Annotated in this window: 18 protein-coding genes and 1 tRNA gene; 10 read left to right on the top strand and 9 right to left on the bottom strand. The window is 71.9% G+C overall.

What is annotated here, in order from left to right:
- Positions 1-91 precede the first annotated feature (91 nt).
- Entirely contained in the window at positions 92-2,824 is a 2,733-nt protein-coding gene (gene aceE / locus ACIGHB_RS21645; protein ID WP_360311367.1) for a pyruvate dehydrogenase (acetyl-transferring), homodimeric type, read from the bottom strand.
- 443 nt (positions 2,825-3,267) lie between these two features.
- Between aceE and ACIGHB_RS21640 the strand changes: the two genes are divergently transcribed.
- The 6 genes from ACIGHB_RS21640 (at position 3,268) to ACIGHB_RS21615 (ending at position 7,824) form a co-directional block, all read left to right on the top strand.
- The gene (locus tag ACIGHB_RS21640) at positions 3,268-3,690 is read left to right on the top strand and encodes a DUF3052 domain-containing protein (protein ID WP_360311369.1); all 423 of its coding nucleotides are present in this window, start codon (positions 3,268-3,270) and stop codon (positions 3,688-3,690) included.
- 157 nt (positions 3,691-3,847) lie between these two features.
- On the top strand, positions 3,848-4,306 hold the full coding sequence (locus ACIGHB_RS21635) for a peroxiredoxin (RefSeq protein WP_360311371.1): 459 nt from the start codon (positions 3,848-3,850) through the stop codon (positions 4,304-4,306).
- A 162-nt stretch (positions 4,307-4,468) separates the two neighbouring features.
- A complete protein-coding gene (locus ACIGHB_RS21630) occupies positions 4,469-5,044 on the top strand; it encodes a TerD family protein (protein WP_360311373.1) in 576 nt (191 codons plus the stop codon).
- A gap of 142 nt (positions 5,045-5,186) precedes the next feature.
- Complete coding sequence (locus tag ACIGHB_RS21625) at positions 5,187-5,762, top strand: TerD family protein (RefSeq protein WP_360311473.1); 576 nt, start codon at positions 5,187-5,189, stop codon at positions 5,760-5,762.
- 29 nt (positions 5,763-5,791) lie between these two features.
- Positions 5,792-6,940: a DUF475 domain-containing protein gene (locus ACIGHB_RS21620; RefSeq protein ID WP_360311375.1), complete on the top strand. Its 1,149-nt coding sequence runs from the start codon at positions 5,792-5,794 to the stop codon at positions 6,938-6,940.
- A gap of 146 nt (positions 6,941-7,086) precedes the next feature.
- Positions 7,087-7,824: a Tellurium resistance gene (locus ACIGHB_RS21615; RefSeq protein ID WP_360311377.1), complete on the top strand. Its 738-nt coding sequence runs from the start codon at positions 7,087-7,089 to the stop codon at positions 7,822-7,824.
- A gap of 20 nt (positions 7,825-7,844) precedes the next feature.
- Here ACIGHB_RS21615 and ACIGHB_RS21610 read toward each other — a convergent pair whose 3' ends face one another.
- Entirely contained in the window at positions 7,845-8,750 is a 906-nt protein-coding gene (locus ACIGHB_RS21610; RefSeq protein ID WP_399915176.1) for a TerD family protein, read from the bottom strand.
- 312 nt (positions 8,751-9,062) lie between these two features.
- On the opposite strand from ACIGHB_RS21610, the gene ACIGHB_RS21605 reads away from it, so the two are divergent.
- The 3 genes from ACIGHB_RS21605 to ACIGHB_RS21595 all read left to right on the top strand — a co-directional run bounded on the left by ACIGHB_RS21605 (position 9,063) and on the right by ACIGHB_RS21595 (position 13,956).
- Positions 9,063-10,238 carry an HpcH/HpaI aldolase/citrate lyase family protein gene (locus ACIGHB_RS21605; protein ID WP_360311381.1) on the top strand — a complete coding sequence of 392 codons (1,176 nt, stop codon included), beginning with the start codon at positions 9,063-9,065 and terminating at the stop codon, positions 10,236-10,238.
- Between the two features lie 74 nt (positions 10,239-10,312).
- Complete coding sequence (locus ACIGHB_RS21600) at positions 10,313-12,919, top strand: phosphoribosyltransferase (protein ID WP_399915173.1); 2,607 nt, start codon at positions 10,313-10,315, stop codon at positions 12,917-12,919.
- Positions 12,920-13,143: 224 nt separating this feature from the next.
- Positions 13,144-13,956 carry an HAD family hydrolase gene (locus tag ACIGHB_RS21595; protein WP_360311385.1) on the top strand — a complete coding sequence of 271 codons (813 nt, stop codon included), beginning with the start codon at positions 13,144-13,146 and terminating at the stop codon, positions 13,954-13,956.
- A gap of 223 nt (positions 13,957-14,179) precedes the next feature.
- Here the strand turns inward: ACIGHB_RS21595 and ACIGHB_RS21590 are convergent, their stop codons facing one another.
- The 3 genes from ACIGHB_RS21590 to ACIGHB_RS21580 all read right to left on the bottom strand — a co-directional run bounded on the left by ACIGHB_RS21590 (position 14,180) and on the right by ACIGHB_RS21580 (position 16,570).
- A complete protein-coding gene (locus ACIGHB_RS21590; RefSeq protein ID WP_399915171.1) occupies positions 14,180-14,401 on the bottom strand; it encodes a zinc ribbon domain-containing protein in 222 nt (73 codons plus the stop codon).
- Positions 14,402-14,450: 49 nt separating this feature from the next.
- Positions 14,451-15,830: a hypothetical protein gene (locus ACIGHB_RS21585; protein WP_399915169.1), complete on the bottom strand. Its 1,380-nt coding sequence runs from the start codon at positions 15,828-15,830 to the stop codon at positions 14,451-14,453.
- Between the two features lie 77 nt (positions 15,831-15,907).
- Positions 15,908-16,570 (bottom strand): DUF4097 family beta strand repeat-containing protein, encoded by a 663-nt coding sequence (locus ACIGHB_RS21580; protein WP_399915167.1) that lies wholly within the window; start codon positions 16,568-16,570, stop codon positions 15,908-15,910.
- Positions 16,571-16,833: 263 nt separating this feature from the next.
- Between ACIGHB_RS21580 and ACIGHB_RS21575 the strand changes: the two genes are divergently transcribed.
- A tRNA-Val gene (locus tag ACIGHB_RS21575) sits at positions 16,834-16,908 on the top strand.
- A 72-nt stretch (positions 16,909-16,980) separates the two neighbouring features.
- Here the strand turns inward: ACIGHB_RS21575 and ACIGHB_RS21570 are convergent.
- The 4 genes from ACIGHB_RS21570 to ACIGHB_RS21555 form a co-directional block, all read right to left on the bottom strand.
- Positions 16,981-18,132, bottom strand: a complete 1,152-nt coding sequence (locus tag ACIGHB_RS21570) for a tyrosine-type recombinase/integrase (RefSeq protein ID WP_399915165.1) — start codon at positions 18,130-18,132, stop codon at positions 16,981-16,983.
- Positions 18,132-18,320, bottom strand: coding sequence for a helix-turn-helix domain-containing protein (locus tag ACIGHB_RS21565; protein WP_399915163.1), 189 nt, complete (start codon positions 18,318-18,320; stop codon positions 18,132-18,134). Before ACIGHB_RS21565 ends, ACIGHB_RS21570 begins: the two co-directional genes overlap by 1 nt.
- On the bottom strand, positions 18,317-19,687 hold the full coding sequence (gene repSA / locus ACIGHB_RS21560; RefSeq protein ID WP_399915161.1) for a replication initiator protein RepSA: 1,371 nt from the start codon (positions 19,685-19,687) through the stop codon (positions 18,317-18,319). Before repSA ends, ACIGHB_RS21565 begins: the two co-directional genes overlap by 4 nt.
- A gap of 90 nt (positions 19,688-19,777) precedes the next feature.
- Positions 19,778-20,101, bottom strand: coding sequence for a SpdD-like protein (locus ACIGHB_RS21555; RefSeq protein ID WP_399915159.1), 324 nt, complete (start codon positions 20,099-20,101; stop codon positions 19,778-19,780).
- Between the last annotated feature and the right edge of the window lie 33 nt (positions 20,102-20,134).

Here is a 20,134-nt window from a genome sequence, read left to right as displayed (position 1 = left end):
GTAAGGAACGCGCCGGGAAGGAACGCGCCAGGGGCGGCGGGACCGCCGGTCCCACCGCCCCTGACCAGGAACTGCTCCCCGCCGGGTACCGTCAGGCGTCGCCGCCCGCGGGACCCGGGTCGGCGGCCGCGACGTCCAGGAGCTGGTAGCGGTCCACCGCCTGCTTCAGGACCGCGCGGTCCACCTTGCCCTCGCGGGCCAGCTCGGTCAGCACCGCGAGGACGACCGACTGGGCGTCGATGTGGAAGTACCGGCGGGCGGCGCCCCGGGTGTCCGCGAAACCGAAGCCGTCGGCGCCGAGCGAGGTGTACGGGCCGGGGATCCAGCGGGAGATCTGGTCCGGCACCGAGCGCATCCAGTCCGAGACCGCCACGAAGGGGCCCTCGGCGGACTGGAGCTTGCGGGTCACGTACGGGACGCGCTGCTCCTCGTCCGGGTGGAGCAGGTTGTGCTCCTCGACCGCCACCGCCTCGCGGCGCAGCTCGTTCCAGGAGGTCGCGGACCAGACGTCGGCCCGGACGTTCCACTCCTCGGCGAGGATCCGCTGTGCCTCGACCGCCCACGGGACGGCGACGCCGGAGGCCATGATCTGCGCCGGGATCGCGCCCGCCCCGGCCCGCTTGAAGAGGTGGATGCCCTGGAGGATGCCCTCCACGTCCACGTCCTCCGGCTCGGCCGGGTGCTGGATCGGCTCGTTGTAGACCGTCAGGTAGTAGAAGACGTCCTCCGCCTGGGGGCCGTACATCCGGCGCAGACCGTCCTTGACGATGTGCGCGATCTCGAAGCCGAACGCCGGGTCGTAGGAGATACACGCCGGGTTCGTCGAAGCGAGGAGGTGCGAGTGACCGTCCGCGTGCTGGAGGCCCTCGCCGGTCAGCGTGGTGCGGCCGGCCGTGGCGCCCAGGACGAAGCCGCGCGCCAGCTGGTCGGCCATCTGCCAGAACTGGTCGCCGGTCCGCTGGAAGCCGAACATCGAGTAGAAGACGTAGACCGGGATCAGCGGCTCGCCGTGGGTGGCGTAGGCCGAGCCGGCGGCGATCAGCGAGGCCGTGCAGCCGGCCTCGGAGATGCCGTCGTGCAGCATCTGGCCGGTCGGGGACTCCTTGTAGGCGAGGAGGAGTTCGCGGTCCACCGCCTCGTACTGCTGCCCCAGCGGGTTGTAGATCTTGGCGCTCGGGAAGAAGGAGTCCATGCCGAACGTGCGGTACTCGTCCGGCGCGATCAGCACGAAGCGCTTGCCGATCTCCTTGTCCCGCATCAGGTCCTTGAGGAGGCGGACGAAGGCCATGGTGGTGGCGATCGACTGCTGTCCCGAGCCCTTGCGGACCGCCGCGTAGGTCTGGTCCTCCGGCAGCGCCAGCGGCTTGGCCCGCACGACCCGGGTCGGCACGTACCCGCCGAGCGAGCTGCGGCGGTCGTGCATGTACTGGATCTCCTCGGAGTCCCGGCCCGGGTGGTAGTACGGCGGCAGGCCGGACTCCAGCTCCTTGTCGGTCACCGGGATGTGCAGCCGGTCGCGGAAGCGCTTGAGGTCGTCGACCGTCAGCTTCTTCATCTGGTGGGTGGCGTTGCGGCCCTCGAAGTTGGGGCCGAGGGTCCAGCCCTTGACCGTCTGCGCCAGGATCACCGTCGGCTGGCCCTTGTGGGCCTTGGCCGCCGCGTAGGCCGCGTAGATCTTCTTGTGGTCGTGGCCGCCGCGGCCCAGGTGGAGGATCTGCTGGTCCGACATGGACTCGACCATCGCCCGCAGCCGGTGGTCGTCGCCGAAGAAGTGCTCGCGGATGTACGCGCCGGTCTCCGTCGCGTACGTCTGGAACTGCCCGTCGGGCGTGGTGTTCAGCCGGTTCACCAGGATGCCGTCCCGGTCCTGCGCGAGCAGCGGGTCCCAGGAGCGGTCCCAGATCAGCTTGATGACGTTCCAGCCGTTGCCCCGGAAGATCGACTCCAGCTCCTGGATGATCTTGCCGTTGCCGCGGACCGGGCCGTCCAGCCGCTGGAGGTTGCAGTTGACGACGAAGGTGAGGTTGTCGAGCCCCTCGCGGGCCGCGATGGAGAGCTGGCCGAGCGACTCGACCTCGTCCATCTCGCCGTCGCCGAGGAAGGCCCACACATGGGACTTGGAGGTGTCGGCGATCCCGCGCGCCTCCATGTACCGGTTCATCCGCGCCTGGTAGATCGCGCCGAGCGGGCCGAGGCCCATCGACACCGTCGGGAACTCCCAGAAGTCCGGCATCAGCCGCGGGTGCGGGTACGAGGACAGCCCGTCCGGGTACTTCGACTTCTCCTGCCGGAAGCCGTCGAGCTGGGTCGCGGTCAGCCGGTCGAGGAGGAACGCGCGGGCGTAGATGCCGGGGGAGGCGTGGCCCTGGAAGAAGATCTGGTCGCCGCCGTCGCCCTCGTCCTTGCCCCGGAAGAAGTGGTTGAAGCCCACGTCGTAGAGGGAGGCGGAGGAGGCGAAGGTGGCGATGTGCCCGCCGACGCCGATGCCGGGGCGCTGGGCGCGCGAGACCATCACGGCCGCGTTCCACCGGGTGGCGTTGAGGACCTTGCGCTCGATCTCCTCGTTGCCGGGGAAGAAGGGCTCGTCCTTGGTGGCGATGGTGTTGACGTAGTCCGAGCTGCGCATCTCGGGCACGGCCACCCGCTTCTCGCGGGCGCGCTCGATCAGCCGGAGCATCAGGTAGCGGGCCCGCTCACGGCCCCGCTCGTCGACGGCCGCGTCGAGGGAGTCGAGCCACTCCTGGGTCTCTTCGGGGTCGAAATCCGGGACCTGGCTGGGAAGGCCGCCAATGATGATCGGGTTGCGATCGGATCCGGGAGCCACGCTGTTCCTTCGCTGGTCGGGGGGAGCCCCACGAGGGAGGGGAGCCCCGTTGAGGCCGGGATGTCCGAGGCCGGGACGTCCATCGTGTACCCGGCTCGCGGCACACGTCATCTTTACCGAGAGGTAATCCTCCCTGCGTCCTCCCTCCGCAGGAGGTACGGTCAAATCGCAACCTTACGCCCAATCCGCGCATGCGTTTCGGTAGAGCGTTCGGCAGACTGAAACCGCAGAAGCCCGCGAAGCGGGACGAATCGTGTACGCCTGATCACGGAGCGCTGCCGGCCGCGGCCGGAAGTTGCGGTGAGACGGCCCCAAACGTCACCGTTTCGGCGGTCTCCACGGCCGGGTACTTGCGCGATCCGCCCCGTCACGTGTGGACTACGGCCAGCGCCGCGCGCATGCGCGGCCCGAGCATTTTCCGATACATGATCAGGAGGCAAGCCGTGAGCGCGACCGCGGACCACGCGGAGGAGCGGACCAACCCGGCGGCGAGGCTGGGGTTCGAGCCCGGACAGGTGGTCCAGGAGATCGGCTACGACGACGACGTCGACCAGGATCTCCGTGAAGGCATCGAGTCCATCATCGGCCAGGAGCTCGTGGACGAGGACTTCGACGACGTCGCAGACGCCGTCGTCCTCTGGTTCCGTGACGAGGACGGTGATCTCACCGATTCACTGGTGGACAGCATCGGTCTGCTGGAGGACGGCGGCAACATCTGGCTGCTGACCCCCAAGACCGGCCGCGACGGCTACATCGAGCCGAGCGACATCAACGATGCCGCGCAGACCGCTGGTCTCTCCCAGACCAAGAGCATCAGCGTCGCCAAGGACTGGACGGGCACCCGCCTGGCCACTCCCAAGCGCTGATCCCCTGCTGCGCGAAGCCCCCGCCGTCGCCACGGCGGGGGCTTTCGCGCTTCCGGCGCCACCGCCGGCGGCGCGCGGCCCTTCGCCGGCCAGGCCGTAGGGTGGGGTTCACCGGTTCGGCCCAGAGGCCGGGCCCCGTCGAAGGGACGCGTACGAGATGGCGATCGAGGTCGGCACCAAGGCCCCCGATTTCGAGCTCAAGGACAACCACGGGCGCACCGTGAGGCTCTCCGACTTCCGCGGCGAGAAGAACGTGGTGCTGCTGTTCTACCCGTTCGCCTTCACCGGCGTGTGCACCGGCGAGCTGTGCGAGCTCCGCGACAACCTGCCGACGTTCGTCAACGACGACACCCAGCTCCTCGCCGTCTCCAACGACTCCATCCACACCCTGCGCGTCTTCGCCGAGCAGGAGGGCCTGGAGTACCCGCTGCTCTCCGACTTCTGGAAGCACGGCGAGGCGTCCCGCGCCTACGGCGTCTTCGACGAGGACAAGGGCTGCGCCGTCCGCGGCACCTTCATCATCGACAAGGAGGGCGTCGTCCGCTGGACGGTCGTCAACGCCCTGCCGGACGCCCGCGACCTCGACGCGTACGTGAAGGCCCTCGAAACCCTCTGAGCCGCCGCGACGGGCCGGAATTCGGCCGCTTCGGGCCGACACCCCCCGATTCCCCGGGCGAATCGCCTGTTTCGACTGGGAACCCGTCACTAGGATCCAGTCGTTGATCCGATGCCAACGCACGACTGGGGGCGCTGCCCCTGGAAACCAATGGAGGGACTCGTGGGAGTCAGCCTCAGCAAGGGCGGCAACGTCTCGCTGACCAAGGAGGCCCCTGGCCTCACCGCCGTGACCGTCGGTCTGGGCTGGGACGTCCGCACCACCACCGGTACGGACTTCGACCTCGACGCCAGCGCCATCCTGGTGAGCGAGGCCGGCAAGGTGCGCAACGACCAGGACTTCGTCTTCTTCAACAACCTCAAGAGCGCCGACGGTTCCGTCGAGCACACCGGTGACAACCTCACCGGTGAGGGCGAGGGCGACGACGAGCAGGTCAAGGTCAACCTGGCCGGCGTGCCGGCCGACGTGTCCAAGATCGTCTTCCCGGTGTCCATCTACGACGCCGAGAACCGCCAGCAGTCCTTCGGCCAGGTGCGCAACGCGTTCATCCGCGTCGTGAACCAGGCCGGCGGCGCCGAGATCGCGCGGTACGACCTCTCCGAGGACGCCTCGACCGAGACCGCCATGGTCTTCGGCGAGCTGTACCGCCACGGCGCGGAGTGGAAGTTCCGCGCGGTCGGCCAGGGTTACGCCTCGGGCCTGCGCGGCATCGCGCAGGACTTCGGCGTCAACGTCTGAGCCGAACACCTTCAGGGCCGTCCGGGTCCGGGCCGTCGAGGCCCGGACCGGACCCCGCTCGACGACGTCCGGCGCCGCACCTCACGTGCGGCGCCGGACGTGCCTCATGGCAGCAGCATCCACCGGGGAGGAACCGAACACCATGGGCGTCACGCTCGCCAAGGGAGGCAACGTCTCCCTCTCCAAGGCCGCACCCAACCTCGTCAAGGTCCTCGTCGGCCTCGGCTGGGACGCGCGGTCCACCACCGGAGCCCCCTTCGACCTCGACGCCAGCGCGCTGATGTGTCAGGCCGGCCGGGTGCTCGGTGACGAGTACTTCGTCTTCTACAACCAGCTGCGCAGCCCCGAGGGTTCGGTCGAGCACACGGGTGACAACCTCACCGGTGAGGGCGACGGCGACGACGAGTCGCTGATCGTCGACCTCACCCGCGTCCCGCCCCAGTGCGACAAGATCGTCTTCCCGGTCTCCATCCACGACGCCGACAACCGCGGCCAGACCTTCGGACAGGTCTCCAACGCCTTCATCCGCGTGGTGAACCAGGCGGACGGTCAGGAGCTGGCCCGCTACGACCTCTCCGAGGACGCCTCGACCGAGACCGCGATGATCTTCGGCGAGCTCTACCGCTACAACGGCGAATGGAAGTTCCGCGCGGTCGGTCAGGGGTACGCGTCCGGGCTGCGGGGCATCGCTCTAGACTTCGGGGTCAACGTTTCGTAAAGCCGCGTTATCACACAATGGGGTAGGCAGTGGTTCTGAAAACCTTCGGCTGGTCGTTCGCGATCACCGCGCTCGGCCTGGTCGCCGCGGTGTTCTACGGGGGGTGGGAGGCGTTCGGGATCGTCGCGATCCTCTGCGTCCTCGAGATCTCGCTCTCCTTCGACAACGCGGTGGTCAACGCCGGCATCCTGAAGAAGATGAATGCCTTCTGGCAGAAGATCTTCCTCACCATCGGCATTCTGATCGCCGTCTTCGGAATGCGACTGGTCTTCCCCGTCGTGATCGTCGCGGTCAGCGCCAAGATCGGCCCGATCGAGGCCGTCGACCTGGCGCTCAACGACGCCGAGCGCTACCAGGAACTCGTCACCGACGCGCATCCCTCGATCGCGGCCTTCGGCGGTATGTTCCTGCTGATGATCTTCCTCGACTTCATCTTCGAGGACCGTGACATCAAGTGGCTCGGCTGGCTGGAGCGCCCGCTGGCCAAGCTCGGCAAGGTCGACATGCTGTCGGTCTGCATCGCCCTGATCGTCCTGCTCGTCACCTCGATGACCTTCGCGACCCACGCCCACCAGCACGGCGGCACGCACGTCGACAAGGCGCAGACGGTCCTCATCTCCGGCATCGCCGGCCTCATCACGTACCTCGTCGTCGGCGGTCTCTCCGGCTTCTTCGAGAACAAGCTGGAGGAGGAAGAGGAGCGCGAGCACGAGGCCGAGGAAGCGGCCCGGCGCAGCGGCAAGAAGGTCTCCGCCGTCCAGCTGGCCGGCAAGGCCGCCTTCTTCATGTTCCTCTACCTGGAGGTCCTCGACGCCTCCTTCTCCTTCGACGGCGTCATCGGCGCCTTCGCCATCACCAACGACATCGTCCTGATGGCGCTCGGCCTCGGCGTCGGCGCCATGTACGTCCGGTCCCTCACGGTCTACCTGGTCAAGCAGGGCACCCTGGACGAGTACGTGTACCTGGAGCACGGCGCCCACTACGCCATCGGCGCCCTCGCCGTCCTCCTCCTCATCACCATCCAGTACGAGATCAACGAGGTCATCACCGGCCTCATCGGCGTCGTCCTGATCGGCTGGTCCTTCTGGTCCTCCGTCCGCCGCAACCGCGCGCTCGCGGCGGCCGAGGGCGGCTCCGGCTCCTCCGGCGACAAGGCCGAGGTGAGCTCCGGGGTGTGACACCCTGCACCCGGGTGTGCGCCCCGCCACGGGGTGTGACACCGGGGACAATGAGGAACGCTTCCCTGCGGGGCGACCGGCCCGTCCGGTCGCCCCGCGGGCGTGTGACGGCCGGGCAAGCGACCGATGTGGGGGGTGGGGGCCCGATGGCCTTCTGGGACAACCTGATTCCGGGGCGGACGACGTCCTTCGACACGGGTGTGGGCGCGTCCCACACCATCGACCTGACCAGGCGCCGCCCCACAGTCTCGCTCGCCCAGCAGGGCGGCGCCACCGGCAACCTCCGCGTCAACCTCTCCTGGCGGATGCGCACCTCCGACATCGAGGGCCGCTCCCGCCAGAGCGGCCGGCTGCTGCGCAACCCGGCCCAGTTCTTCCGGCCCGAGGTCGTCCAGGCGCACACCCAGGGCATGGTCAACGTCGACCTCGACCTCGGCTGCCTCTACGAGCTCAAGGACGGCAGCAAGGGCGTGGTGCAGCCGCTCGGCGGCTTCTTCGGCGACCTCAACGCCGCCCCGTACGTGAAGCTCAGCGGCGACGACCGGTTCGGCGCCCCCTCGGGGGAGACGATCTTCGTCAACCTCGACCACCAGGACGAGATCAAGCGGCTGCTCTTCTTCGCGTACATCTACGACCAGACGCCGGCCTTCGACCGCACGCACGCCAAGATCACCCTCTACCCGAGCAACGGCCCCCGGATCGAGATCGAGCTCGACGAGCGCGCCCCGCAGGCCCGCTCCTGCGCCGTCTTCTCCGTGGACAACAGCAAGGGCGAGCTGCTGGTCCGGCGCGAGGTGCGGTTCGTCTACGGCTTCCAGGCCGAGCTGGACCGCCTGTACGGCTGGGGCCTCCAGTGGGGCCGCGGCTACAAGACGAAGACCTGACCGCGACCCCCCGGCGGGGGCTAGGAGCGGTTGTTCTGGAACTGCGGCCCCATCGGCGGCATCCGGAACTCCCGCGCCGGCTCCGCGCCGTGCCCGGCGTGGACGGGCTGCGGATAGCCGTACGCGGGCCCGGGGCCCGGCACCTGCGGCTGCGGGTAGCCGTAGGCGGGCGCCCGGTCCGGCATGGGCGGGACCGGCGGGACCGGCGGCACGGGGGCGTGTACGACGGTCGCGTCGAGGTCACCGTGCGCGGCGGAGCCCGTACCCGCCTCTCCGGCGTCCACGGCCGCGGTCTCGGCGAGCGGGTCCACGGGGCTCTCGGCGGCCGTCCCGGGCCCGGCGTCCGGCTCCTCGGTGTCCGCGGCGTCTTCGGTGTCCTCGTCGACCGAGATGCCGAAGTCCGTCGCCAGGCCCACCAGGCCGGTCGGATAGCCCTGGCCGACCGCCCGGAACTTCCAGCCCTCGCCCCTGCGGTACAGCTCGCCGCAGATGACCGCGGTCTCCTCGCCGGTCTCCGCCGTCACGTCGAACAGCGCCAGCTCGCGCTCGGGCACGGCCGCGGCGTCGTACAGGACGATCCGCAGGTCCGTCACCGAGCGGAACGTCCCGCCGTCCGAGGAGGCGGCGAGCACCACCCGGTCGATGGAGGGGTCGAGCGCGCCGAGATCGGCCTCGACGGTGTCCGTGAGGCCGTCCGCGACCCGCTTCTTCGGCAGCCGTCGCACCAGGCCCGAGGGATGGCGCGGCTGGTTGTAGAAGACGAAGTCCTCGTCGGAGCGGACCCGCCCGTCAGGACCGAGGACCAGGGCCGAGGCGTCCACGTCGGGGACCCCGGGGCCCGGGGTCCAGCGGAGCACGGCCCGTACGGCCGCGGTGTCGAGAGGGACGTTGGAGCCCTTCAGCATCGCGTGCGTCATGACCGCCATCCTGCCCTCCTGCCCGACCGGGGGACAACGCGGGGGCACCACGGGTAGCGGAGCAGCCGCCACCGGTGACGTCCCGGCGCCCGCGCCGCGTGCGTGCCGGCCCGAGCCGTCCTCGTCCACCTGACGGAATCAAGAGGGGTCCACATGGCGGAATCACGGAGTGCCCACCTGGCGGAATCAAGGGGAAGAGAGGTGCCCGATGGGGACGAGTTACCTGGATTTCATGCAGGGTGGGAACTACGGACACCCGCACCTACGTACTATTACCGGCCACATGTCGACAGGGCCCAGGCGATCAGACGGGGGACTTTCATGCGTCATTTCGGGCACATCCCGTCCGCGGCGCGGAACGGGTTGTTCCACCGCGAGCCGGCCGAGTTCACCGCCGACTCGCCCGCCCGCACGCTCGCGGTCGCCCTCGGCGCCACCCTCTACAGCCCCGCCACCCGGCCCCGGCTCGCCGACGACATCCGCAAGCAGGCCGCCCGCGGCGTCGTCTCCATGGTCCTCTGCCTGGAGGACTCGATCAGCGACGCCGACGTCGAGGCCGGCGAGGAGAACCTGGTCCGCCAGTTCCGCGACCTCGCCGACGCCCGAGCCGCCGGCGGCCCCGACGCACCCCTCCTCTTCATCCGCGTCCGCGAACCCCACCAGATCACCGACCTCACCACCCGCCTCGGCGACACGATCGGCCTCCTGTCCGGATTCGTACTCCCCAAGTTCACCGAGGCCCGCGGCGCCGCCTTCCTCGAAGCCCTCACCCGGGCCGAGCACACCGCCGGACGCCGCCTCTACGCCATGCCCGTCCTGGAGTCCCCCGAACTCCTCCACCTGGAGACCCGGGCCGACACCCTCGCCGGCATCGCCGCGATCACCGACAAGTACCGCGACCGCGTCCTTGCCCTCCGCCTCGGCGTCACCGACTTCTGCTCCGCCTACGGGCTCCGCCGCTCGCCCGACATGACCGCCTACGACGTCAAGGTCGTCGCCCACGTCATCTCCGACGTCGTCAACGTCCTCGGCCGCGCCGACGGCACCGGCTTCACCATCACCGGCCCCGTCTGGGAGTACTTCCGCCCCGGCGAGCGCATCTTCAAGCCCCAGCTGCGCCGCAGCCCCTTCCTGGAGGGCCGCGCCGAGGACCTGCGCACCGCCCTCATCGAGCACGACATGGACGGCCTGCTCCGCGAGATCGAACTCGACCGCGCCAACGGCCTCCTCGGCAAGACCTGCATCCACCCCACCCACGTGCTGCCCGTCCACGCGCTCTCCGTGGTCAGCCACGAGGAGTGGAGCGACGCCCAGGACATCCTCCGGCCCGAACAGGGCGGCGGCGGAGTGCTCCGCTCCGCCTACACGAACAAGATGAACGAAGTGAAACCGCACCGCGCCTGGGCCGAGCGCACCCTCGTCCGCGCCGAGGTCTTCGGCGTCGCCCGCGAGGACGTCGGTTTCGTGGAACTGCTCACCGCCGGCCTCGCCGGCTGACTGCTCACCGCCGGCCCGGGCCGGCCGAAGATCCGGCCGGCTCCCCGGCCGGCCGAAGAAAGGACTGCGGCGACGTGGTGTGGACCGGAACATGGGTCGCGGAGCGGCTCGGCGTCGAGCTCGTCGGCGACGAGGAGCTGACGGCACTCCTCGGCCTCGCCCTGCGCCGCAACCCCAAGCGGGCCCACCTGCTCGTCTCCAGCGTGCTCGGCAAGCACGTGCCGCAGCACCCCTCCGTCGTCTACGGCTCCGGCCTCGGCCTCGGCCTGCGCGTCCGCGAGCTCCTCGGCGCCGACGAGGCCGAGAACGCCGTCGTCCTCGGCTACGCGGAGACCGCCACCGCCCTCGGCCACGCCGTCGCCGACGGCCTCGGCTCCGCCCCGTACCTCCACTCCACCCGCCGCCCCGTCGCCGGCGTCACCACCGCCGGCGGCTTCGAGGAGTCCCACTCCCACGCCACCTCGCACCTGCTGCTCCCCGAGGACCCCGAGCTGCTCGCCGGCAAGGGCCCCCTCGTCCTCGTCGACGACGAGTTCTCCACCGGCAACACCGTCCTCAACACCATCCGCGGCCTCCACGAGCGCTACCCCCGTGACCGGTACGTCGTCGTCGCCCTCGTCGACATGCGCGCCCCCGCCGACCGCGACCGGCTCACCGGCTTCGCCGCCGAGATAGGCGCCCGCGTCGACCTGATCAGCCTGGCCGCCGGCACCGTCGGCCTCCCCGACGGCGTCCTGGAGAAGGGCCAGGAGCTCGTCGCCCGGCACGAGCCCGCCGGCGGGACGGCCCCGGCCCCGCGCTCCCGCGGCGGGTACGCCGCCGTCGCCACCCCCGTACGCGTCGACCTCGACTGGCCCGCCGAACTCCCCGACGGCGGCCGGCACGGCTTCACGCCCGCCCACCGCGCCCGCCTGGAGGCGGCCCTGCCGGCGATGACCGACGCCCTCACCGAGGCCCTGGCCGTCGGCACGGCCGACCCGGCGCCGGCACCCGGCGCCGCCCCCCACACCCCCCGCGCCCCCCGCGTGCTCGTCCTCGGCTTCGAGGAGCTGATGTACGCGCCGCTGCGGCTCGCCGGAGCACTGGAGGACGCCGGACTCGACGTCCGGTACTCCACCACCACCCGCTCGCCCGTCCTCGCCGTCGACGACCCCGGCTACGCCATCCGCACCCGGCTCGTCTTCCCCGCCCACGACACCCCCGCCGACGGCCCCGGCGAGCGGTACGCCTACAACGTGGCGGGCGGCGGCTACGACGCCGTCGTCGCCGTCGTCGACTCGGCCGCCGACACCCCCGAGCTGCACGCCCCCGAGGGCCTGCTCGCCCAGCTCGCCGCCCACATCCCGCACGTCGTCCTGGCGGTCGTCCCGTCGTACGCGCCGCAGACCAGGGAGGCCGTGGAACCGGTCGTCCCGTCCGCACCGCACCCGCAGGCGGCCGTGGAACCGGTCGCCGAAACCGAATCCGAAGCGACCGGATCATCCGTAGTCATCGGATCCGAAGCTCCCGAAAGGAGCTCCATGCTGCCCGAGCCCCTCCGCGGCCCCGCCTTCTCCTCGTACGCCCCCGAGGAGGTCGGCTGGCTGCTCCAGGACCTCTCGGACGTCGAGCTGGAGGCGCCCACCGAGGAACGCGAGGAAGCCATCCAGAGCGGCGGCGCGCACTACGCCGAGTCGCTGCCCGTCGAATACCAGCCGAGCGACCGCTACCAGGAGCTCTTCCACAGCGCCCTGGAGGCCACCGCCGCCCGCATCGCCCACGCGGTCGGCATCGTCACCGAGACCGTCCTGGCCGAGAAGTCCGACCGCCCCGGCCCGCCGGTCCTCGTGTCGCTCGCCCGCGCCGGCACCCCCGTCGGCGTCCTCATGCGCCGCTGGGCGCACCGCCGCCACGGCCTCGCACTGCCCCACTACGCCGTCTCCATCGTCCGCGGCCGCGGCATCGACGCCAACGCCCTGCGCTGGCTCGCCGCCCACCACGACCCCGCCGACGTCGTCTTCGTCGACGGCTGGACCGGCAAGGGCGCCATCACCCGCGAACTCGCCGCCGCCCTGCGGGAGTCCGAGGAGTTCGCCGGATTCGACCCGGAGATCGCGGTCCTCGCCGACCCCGGCTCCTGCGTCCGCGTCTACGGCACGCGGGAGGACTTCCTCATCCCCTCCGCCTGCCTCAACTCCACCGTCTCCGGCCTGATATCGCGTACGGTGCTCCGCTCCGACCTGGTCGGCGCGGACGACTTCCACGGCGCCAAGTTCTACCGCGAACTGGCCGGCGCCGACGTCTCGAACACCTTCCTCGACGCCGTCGAGGCCCGCTTCGACGAGGTCGCCGACACCGTCGACCGCGACGTGAAGGACCTCCTCGCCGGCGACCGCACCCCCACCTGGGAGGGCTGGGCGGCCGTCGAGCGGATCAGCGAGGAGTACGGCATCCACGACGTCAACCTCGTCAAGCCGGGCGTCGGCGAGACCACCCGCGTCCTCCTGAGGCGGGTCCCCTGGAAGATCCTCGCCCGGCGCGGCGCCGGCGCCGACCTCGCCCACGTCCGGCTCCTCGCGGAGCAGCGCGGCGTCCCGGTCGAGGAGGTCGACGGCCTCCCGTACACCTGCGTGGGCCTGATCCACCCCCAGTACACCAGGGGTGCGACAGGCGCCGACGGCAAGGCGGTGGCGTCCCGATGACCATTCCCACGCCCACGCCGACGCCCACGCCCACGCCGACGCCCACGCCGACGCCGACGCCGACGCCCGAGCCTGTGGCCACGTCCGTGCCGACACCCGTGGCTGCGCCCGCGCCCGTGACGACGCCCATGCCGGTGGCCACGCCCCTGCCCTTGCCCACGCCCGCGACGACGCCCGTGCCCACGGCCGCGACGACCGCCGTGCCCACACCCGCGAGGACCCCCGTGACGACCCCCACGCTGGTCGCCAGTGACCTCGACCGCACCCTCATCTACTCGACCGCGGCCCTCGCCCTCGGCATGCCGGACGCGCAGGCGCCCCGGCTGCTGTGCGTCGAGGTCCACGAGTCCAAGCCGCTCTCGTACATGACCGAGGAGGCCGCCGACCTCCTCGCGCGGCTCACCGCCGAGACCGTCTTCGTGCCCACCACGACCCGGACGCGCAAGCAGTACCAGCGCATCCAACTCCCCGGCAGCACACCGAAGTACGCGATCTGCGCCAACGGCGGGCACATCCTCGTCGACGGCGTCACCGACGCCGACTGGCACGCCTCCGTCGTCGCCCGGCTCGCCGACGAGTGCGCGCCGCTCTCCGAGATCCGCGCCTACCTCACCGCGACGACGGACCTGTCCTGGGTCCGCAAGCACCGGGTCGCCGAGGACCTCTTCGCCTACCTGGTCGTCGAGCGGGAGCGGCTCCCCGAGGACTGGCTGGACCGCTTCGGCGCCTGGGCCGGCGACCGCGGGTGGACGGTCTCGCTGCAGGGCCGCAAGGTGTACGCGGTGCCGAAGCCGCTGACGAAGAGCGCCGCCGTCCGCGAGGTCGCCCGGCGCACCGGTGCCGCGCTCACCCTCGCCGCCGGCGACTCGCTCCTCGACGCGGACCTGCTGCTCGCCGCGGACCGCGCCTGGCGCCCGGGCCACGGCGAACTCGCCGACACCGCGTGGACCGCCCCGCACCTCGACGTCCTCGCGGAGCGGGGCGTGGCGGCGGGCGAGGAGATCCTCCGCCGCTTCCGCGCGGCGGCGCGCGCCTGACGTTCAGCGGGCCGGCAGCCGGGGCGGCGCGCGCGTGACGGTCAGCCGACCGTCACGCGGGCCAGCGGACGGTCAGCCGTGACGCCCTCGCCTGACGGTCAGCCGCAGCGTCCTGCACCCGACCGTCACCCGACCGTGAGCCGCAGCGTCCCTCACCCGACCGTCCCTCGACCGTCAGCCGCAGCGTCCCTCACCCGACCGTGAGCCGACCGTCGGCCGATGGTCAGCCGCAGCAGCCCCCGCCACAGCAGCCGCCGCCTCCGCCCCCGCTCCCGCCCGGGGCGGGGCCGGCCGCGGCCGACCCGCCGACGGCCACGGCGGACAGCAGCTTCACGGTGTCGTCGTGCCCGGCGGGGCAGGCGGCGGGGGCCGAGGACTCGGCCATCGGCCGGCTCAGCTCGAAGGTGTCACCACAGGTGCGGCAGCGGTATTCGTAACGAGGCATGGGGCCAGGTTAGCGGCGGGGGAGCGCCGGGGCAGCGGCCGGCGGCCGCTCAGTGCGCGCCCGCGCCCCGCTCCTCGCGGATGGCGGTGACGACGGCGGCGGCCGCGGCCCGTACCCCCTCCAGCTCCATCAGGAAGTGCCAGTAGTCGGGGTGGCGCCCTTCGAGCCCGGCGACGGCCTGGTCGATCCGCGCCACGGCGGCGTCGAGCGGCCCGGCGTGCCGCGGATCGGGCCGCTGCCGGCCCTCCATGGCGAGCCGCTGCGCGTCCCGTACCGCGAACCTGGCCCGGTCCGTCTCCGCCTTCGGGTCCTTCGCCACGGCGTCGAGCCGCCGGAGCCGGTCCCCGGCCGCGGACACGGCCTCCCCGGTGGTGTCGAGCAGGGCCCGTACGGTCGAGAGCAGCGCGGTCGCGTCCGGCCACCGCTGCTCGGCCCGGGCCGCGGTGGCCTCCGCCAGCCGCTCCTCGGCCTGCCGTACGGCCCCGGCGGCCTGCTCCGGCACATGCTGGAGGTCCTGCCAGCAGGCGACGGTGTACCTGCGGCGCAGCTCCGACAGCACCGGCTCGACCGCCTCCGAGCGGGTCGTCAGGGCCTGCGCCCGGGTCCGCAGCGACACCAGCCGCTTGTCGATCTCGGCGGCCCGCTCCGGCAGCCGCTCCGCCTCGACCCGTACCGCCTCGGCGTCCCGCAGCACCCGGTCGGCGCGCTGGAGCGTGTCGGCGACGCCGTGCCGGCCGGCGCCTTCGTTGAGCCGGGTCAGCTCGGGCCCGAGCGCGGCGAGCCGGGCCGCGAGGTCGTCGGCGCGCAGCCCCTTCCCGCGTACGGCGTCGAGCGCGTCGCTCGCCCCGCGCAGCGCCTGCCGGGCCCGCTCGACGGCGGGGGCGAGCCGCGCGAGCTGGGTCTCGGCCCGCCCGAGCAGCGGCGCGAGCCCGCTCTCGAACCGGTCGAGCTCCCCCTTGACCCGCTCCAGTTCCTCCCTGGCGCGGGTCAGTTCGGCGCGGGCCCGGGAGGCGGTACCGGCGTCCAGTTCGTCCCGGTCGAGGTCGTGCGCGTCGACGGCGGAGATGTACGCGTGCGACACCTCGTCGATCCGCCGCCCCAGCGCCGCGAACCTCTCGACGGCCTGCCGCGCCTCGGGGGACCCGTCGACGGCGGTGATCGTCTCGATGGTGATCCGCAGCCCGCGCTGGGCGGTGTCGAGCTCGTAGAAGGCCGCGGCGGCCGCGTCCTTCGCGGCCTGCGCCTCGGCCCGCTGTCCCTCCCCGCGCCCGCCGAACCACCGGCGGGACCCCCCGCCGGCGAACGACTGCGGCAGCAGCGCGGCGGCGAGCAGGGGCAGCGCGAGGGCCAGCCGCCAGGTGGAAACGGCCCCGGGTGCCGTACCGTCCCCCGTGCCGCCTCCAGAGGATGTCTCGCCGCTCGCCGCCAACGTCCCTCTCCCGCGCTGTGTCCGCCGTGACCCGTCCGGTTCATTCTCCCACCGGTAAGGACGAACACACGGGCCGATCAGTTCGCGGTACGCACGACGACGTCCCCGTTCTCGCTGCGGACGCTCACGGTGCGGCCGCTGTCGCGGCCCTCGGGGACGTCGACGCGGCGGTCGCCGTTCTCGGAGGCGCCCGTGACGTCGTACGCGGCGGAGGGCAGCGCGATGGTCAGATCGCCGTTGTCGCCGGCGACGTCGACGCGGCGGGGCACGGCCCCCAGCGTGATCCGCATGTCGCCGTTCTCGGACCGGGCCACCACCTCGGGCGAGGTCGTCGACGCCTCGACGGTCACGTCCCCGTTGTCGCCCCCGATGTCGAGCGTCCCGGACACCGAGCGCACCCGCACGTCCCCGTTCTCCGAGCGCACCTTCAGCGGCGTGGCGAACCCCTCGACGGTCACGTCGCCGTCGTCCCCCTCGACGGACACGGCCACGGCCCGGGGCACCCGCACCCGGTGCGCGGCCCCGCAGTTCGAGGCGACGCCGCCGCACTCCACCCGCAGCGACAGCCGCCCGTCCGCCAGCCCCCAACGGGCCTCGGGCCCGCTCCCCATGAACACCCACCCCTCGACCTGCCGCTCGACCCGCACGTCCTCGACGTCATCGGGCACGACCACGACATCGGACCCCTCCACCTCCACGACGAGCGCGTCCCCACCGAACGCGAACGCCCGCCGCTCCACAGGAGCCTCCTCTACCCCGGACCTCCCACACCCCACGACCCCACCCACGAGCACGATCCCCCCGACAACCCCGGCAACCCCACGCCGCCACCCACCCACGACAACCCCCAAGATCCCTACACCCGGCCACGACCCGACCCCCCGAACCTACGCACCCCCGCCCCCACCCACGATCCGGCAACCCACCCACCAGAGGTGGGGCTGTCCCCCCACCACCGGTTTGCCCCACCCACCCGTACGCCATGTACCCTGTTGCCTTCCACGGGTGCGTAGCTCAGGGGTAGAGCGCTGCTCTTACAAAGCAGATGTCGGCGGTTCGAAACCGTCCGCGCCCACCAGCACAAAGGCCCCTCGCCGATCATGGCGAGGGGCCTTTGACATCTATTTCTGACATCAACGGGAGCGGTCGATCATGACCGGGGACGACTCCTGAGCAGCCGATCCACGTGACCCACAGCCTCCCGCTGCGTGTCCTGGACGACGTGGGTGTAGACGTTCATCGTCACGGCGATCTGGCTGTGCCCGAGGATCTCCATCACGACGCGGGGCGGGACGCCGGCGGCGGTCAGGAGCGTCGCCGTGCCGTGCCGGGCGTCGTGCAGCCGGACGACGCGGAGACCGGCGTTCTTCGCGACGCGGGTGAACGAGCGGTAGAGGTTGCGCGGCTCGATGGGCTGGCCGGTGCGCGTGGTGAAGACGTACCCGGTCTCCGTCCACTTCTCCCCTGCACGCTCCCGGGCGGCGGCCTGCTTGAGACGCTGCCACCGCAGGGGAGCGACGCAGATCGCGGGGAGGGGAAGCGTCTGCTTACGCCGGCGCCCCTTGGGGTCGTCCTCGTACACCTCACCGGCGACCCGCTGCCGCTGCGTCCTGACCCGGATCTCCCGCTTGTCGAGGTCGACGTTCTCCCAGCGGAGGCCGACGACCTCCCCGCGGCGGAAGCCGAGGGCGATGGCGAGCACGAAGGCTGCGTAGAGCGGGTCCTTCCGGGCGGCGGCGAGGAAGTCGAGCGTCTCGTCCAGGGACCAGGGGGAGAGCTCCCGGGCGGCGACGGTCGGCGGCTCGACGAGCGTCGCGACGTTCCGGCTCACCAGCTCCTCGCGGCAGGCGGCGGTGAGGGCGGTACGCAGGACCCGGTGGGACTCCTTGGCGGTGGCGGCGCTGGTCTTCTTCTCCAACTGGGCGAGGAAGCGCCGGACGTCGGCGACGCCGAGGGATTCCAGCCGCTTGGAGCCGAGCATCGGGACGAGGTAGAGCCGGACGTGCACCTCGTACTTGGCCGCGGTGGTCTTCTTGCGGCGCGGCTTGACGATGTTGTCCAGCCAGTACGGCAGCCACTCGGAGAGCTTCATCGAACGGGTCGGTACGGGAACGCCGTTGTCGACCTTGTCGAGGAGCGCGCGGCGCTTGGCGTCGCACTCGGCCCAGGTCTTGCCGTAGGCGAACTTCCGGGCGCGGGTGCCATCCGGCTGGAGGACGTAGACAGCCGCCTGATAACGGCCGTCGGACCGCTGGGTGATGGTGCCGGCGCCGTTGGGGTTGCGCTTGCGCTGGGTGGCCATCAGGCGGCCTCCTCGATCTGGTGGTCGATGAAGTCCCGGACGGCGTCGAGGGGGACGCGGCGCGACCGGCCGACGTTGATCGAGACCAGGCGGCGGGAGCGGATGAGGTCGTAGACGGTCGAGCGGCCGAGCTTGAGCCGCTTCATGACCTCCGGGACGGTGAGGAGTTCGACGGTGGCGGTGGTCATGCGGCGGCTCCTTCCAGGCGGAGTGCTTCCCGTGCGGTCTGGCGGTTGAGGTGGATGTCCCGGGCGATGGTGGCGGCGAGGGCGGCCTCGCCGGGGGAGTGGCCGTGGCCCGCGTACTGCCAGGTGGCGAGGACGAGCACGGTGGCCGGGTCGTCGGCGTGGTCGTCCTGGGCGGCGCGGTAGTCGGCGCGGATCTGGCGAAGGGCGCCGAGGGTGGTCGAGTAGTGGCGGGACTTGGTGGAGAAGTGCCCGCGGAATCCGAGCATGTGGGCCCAGGCGCTGAGCTTGCGGTCCGGGTAGAGCGGGGCCAGGTCCAGGCAGGCTTGGATGAGGCGGCGGGGGTGGTCGGGGACGTCGAGGAGGTCGAGCACTTCCCGGTTGCCGATCCGGCGGTCGAGGCTGCCGGTGGTCTCTGCGGCCTTGGTGGCGTACTTGGCGACGTACGCGGCCACGGCCTGTTCGGTGATGTCGGAGCCGTCCCCGAACGCCTTGACCGGACGGACGTCGAGCTGTCGTCCCCACTGGAACCGCCGGCGGGGCTGCTCCCTGGCGGCCGGGACAGTGATGGTGGTGTACGCGTGGACGGCGGCGGCCCGGATGGCGTCCTCCAGCAGCGGCACGGTGGCCCAGGAGGGCGGCGCGCTGTCGGGCCCGTCCGGTCCGTCGAGCCGGATGACGGCGTGGAAGTGGATGGCGCCGCGCTTCTGGAACTCGGCGACCTTCCCGTACGAGACCCGCAGGACGTCCTTCATGGCGCGCTGCGTGAGCCCGGCGCGGGCGGCCAGCTCGCGGCGGAGGCGGTTGGTGAAGCGCTGCCAGAGCTGACCGGCGTGGTTGTTGAAGAGGACGGCGCCGGCGTAGTCGTACGAGTCGGGGTCGAGGGCGGTGCCCAGGGCAGGGTCGTCGTCCCGGTGCCGGACGCCGCAGCGGCAGGCGCCCCGGTCGGGCCGGTTGTGGACGGGCCCGAAGGACGGGGCAGTGAGCGTCACGAACACGCGGGGGTGGTCGCGGACGGTCGCGGGGATGTCCTTGGTCTCGTCACCGGCGAGGCCGGCACGGATCAGGTGGTACGTGTCCCCGGCGTACGTGTGCGCGCAGGAGGGGCAGCGGGAGGCCCGGCGGTTGCCGCAGGCGACGCGGAGGCGTCCGCCGGGCTCGCTCTCCGTGGAGTACCGGCGGAGGGTCTCGCCGGATGTGCGGTCCTTGGCGAGGGACCAGCCGGTGAGGTGGACGGGATCGGAGCAGCCACCGGTGCGGTGCACCTGCTCCTTCCAACGGTCGAAGTCGGGGTTCGCGGCCACGCGGAGGACGTCGTGCAGGGTGGCCGGGTCCAGGCCCGCCGCGGTCGCGGCGATGGGCTGGGCCATGATGGGTCTTCCTTCCGGTCGAGAGATCGGCGAGGGGTACGGCTCCCGGGCGGCGGATGCTTGGCGGTATCGAGGCCGCCCGGGGGCCGGTCAGCGGCGGCGCTTGTTCGGGGACGTGAGCAGCGAGCGGACGACGACGGCGCAGACGGCGACCGAGGCGGCGGTGACGGCGGTCGCGAGCAGCATCGAGACCAGGACCGTGCCGACGACCAGGACCACGGCGGTGCCGGCGCCGACGACGGCGAGGACGCTGCCGGGGGTGATCTGGGCGGTGGGCCGGGCGGTCGGGACGACCGGGGCCGCAGCCGGAGCCATGGTCTGCGGCGCGGGATCCACGGCGGTCGGCTGGACGACGGCGGGCGGCGCGGTGACGCCGACCGGGGTCGGCATGGTGGGGATCTTGGGGCGGAGCATGGGTGGTTCTCCTTTCCGGGCGGGTCGGGTCCG

Source organism: Streptomyces sp. NPDC085460 (assembly GCF_044541975.1).
Classification (GTDB): Bacteria; Actinomycetota; Actinomycetes; order Streptomycetales; family Streptomycetaceae; genus Streptomyces.
This window is presented reverse-complemented; position numbering and strand designations above follow the sequence as displayed.

What these genes read in the sequence shown, in the direction of transcription:
- ACIGHB_RS21635 (WP_360311371.1), top strand. Translation starts at nt 3,848, where the DNA reads ATGGCGATCGAGGTCGGCACCAAGGCCCCCGATTTCGAGCTCAAGGAC.
- ACIGHB_RS21625 (WP_360311473.1), top strand. Translation starts at nt 5,187, where the DNA reads ATGGGCGTCACGCTCGCCAAGGGAGGCAACGTCTCCCTCTCCAAGGCC.
- ACIGHB_RS21615 (WP_360311377.1), top strand. Translation starts at nt 7,087, where the DNA reads ATGGCCTTCTGGGACAACCTGATTCCGGGGCGGACGACGTCCTTCGAC.
- ACIGHB_RS21610 (WP_399915176.1), bottom strand. Translation starts at nt 8,750, where the DNA reads ATGGCGGTCATGACGCACGCGATGCTGAAGGGCTCCAACGTCCCTCTC.
- ACIGHB_RS21605 (WP_360311381.1), top strand. Translation starts at nt 9,063, where the DNA reads ATGCGTCATTTCGGGCACATCCCGTCCGCGGCGCGGAACGGGTTGTTC.
- ACIGHB_RS21590 (WP_399915171.1), bottom strand. Translation starts at nt 14,401, where the DNA reads ATGCCTCGTTACGAATACCGCTGCCGCACCTGTGGTGACACCTTCGAG.
- ACIGHB_RS21570 (WP_399915165.1), bottom strand. Translation starts at nt 18,132, where the DNA reads ATGGCCACCCAGCGCAAGCGCAACCCCAACGGCGCCGGCACCATCACC.
- ACIGHB_RS21565 (WP_399915163.1), bottom strand. Translation starts at nt 18,320, where the DNA reads ATGACCACCGCCACCGTCGAACTCCTCACCGTCCCGGAGGTCATGAAG.
- repSA (WP_399915161.1), bottom strand. Translation starts at nt 19,687, where the DNA reads ATGGCCCAGCCCATCGCCGCGACCGCGGCGGGCCTGGACCCGGCCACC.
- ACIGHB_RS21555 (WP_399915159.1), bottom strand. Translation starts at nt 20,101, where the DNA reads ATGCTCCGCCCCAAGATCCCCACCATGCCGACCCCGGTCGGCGTCACC.